The 1409-nt window shown below is 69.5% G+C and carries 1 protein-coding gene; it reads right to left on the reverse strand.

Annotation, left to right across the window (positions count from 1 at the left end; translation table 11 throughout):
- The coding region (locus tag G3N93_RS39945) for a protease pro-enzyme activation domain-containing protein (protein ID WP_206135514.1) at window positions 1-1168 on the reverse strand (1168 nt) is incomplete at its 3' end.
- Window positions 1169-1409: the final 241 nt, after the last annotated feature.

The following is a 1409-nucleotide window of genomic DNA, read 5'->3' on the forward strand; positions in this document are numbered from 1 at the left end:
CGCCGCCGGCCGCCTCGTCGTTCCACGTGACCTCGCTGCGGATGCCCTGCCCCGGCAGCGCGTCGAGCTGCGTGCCGCCGCAGCCGAGCACGTACGGGCTCGATGCCGGGAAGTCGACATGATCGGCGCCGTCCTGCAGCCCGTCGCCCGAGCCGCTGTCGCCCGACGCCGCGCACACCGTGATGCCCTGCGCGGCCGCCGCCTGCAACACGCGGTTGAACGCCTGCGCGGACTGCGTCTGCCAGATCGCCTCCGGGCCGCCCCAGCTGATCGAGATCACCGACGGCTTGTTGGTCGTATCGCTGACGGCCGCGTTGACGGCCTGGATGAAGCCCGCGTCGCTGTTCGCCGCAAAGTACACGGCGATCTTCGCGGCCGGTGCGATCGCGCCGGCAATCTCGATGTCGAGCGCGACTTCGCCGTCCGGGCCGCTCGGGTCGCCGGTCGGCGTGTTGCGGCCGGTGCCGACGTTCACGTCGACGAGCGTCGGCGGGGTTGTGATGCCGAGCCCGCGGAAATACTGCTGGATGTCGGCCGCGCGGTAGCCGCCGCCGAGTTCGATGATCGCGATGCACTGCCCCGCGCCGTCGCCGGCCGGGAAGCCGTACAGCGATGCCAGCTGGATCGGGGTGAACGTGACGCCCGCCGCACCGCCGCGCGCGGGCTTGAACGGCGGCCGCAGCCGGAAGTGCGGCCGCGCCTGCGGACGACTGTCGAGGCCGAGCACGGCCGTGACGGCGTCACCGAGATCGTCGGGCAGCGCGATCGGGCCGGAGCGGCCGCGATACTGGCCGATCGACTGATGCTCGAAGCGCTCGAGCTTGACGCCGAACGCGGCTTCGAACTGCTGGATCGTGCCGGACAGCACGACGACGCTTTCGACGGGATCAACGCGATCGACCGTCAGTTGGTGACGACGCGCGAAGTCCTCAGCCTTGCGAATATCGTCGGGATTGGCGGAAAAGCGTTGCGCGAAAGTGGCACGCGACACCGGTTTCGCTTGCGCGTCGCCGGTGGCGAGCTGGTGAAGCAGCGTATCGAGTTGCCCTTCTTCCTGCCGCCGCAACATGATCGTGACGTGGATGCGTTCTGCCGGATCGCACGGACCGAGGCACTTGGACTCGGCGACGATTCGGGGTTCACGGTCGGCGTGAAGATGCCTTGCCATGTTCAGACCCTCCTTGGTACCGCGTTGCACGGAACAGCCAGGAAATCGGACAGGGCCGGCGGGAGACGGTTCCGTTCGGTCGGTCGGGTTCGCGCAGCGCGAAGTAACAGGGAGTTTAGAACAGTCAGACGATTTGCGCGCACGCCCTTCTGCGACGGGGCGCACGCGCGGGCCGGCGTGGCACGCGGCCTTCATCCGGTGCGGCGACGCGCCGCGCAACCTGCGTCGGCGCGATGCCGCC

It is taken from the genome of Burkholderia sp. Se-20378 (assembly GCF_017104665.1).
Lineage (GTDB): Bacteria > Pseudomonadota > Gammaproteobacteria > Burkholderiales > Burkholderiaceae > Burkholderia > Burkholderia lata.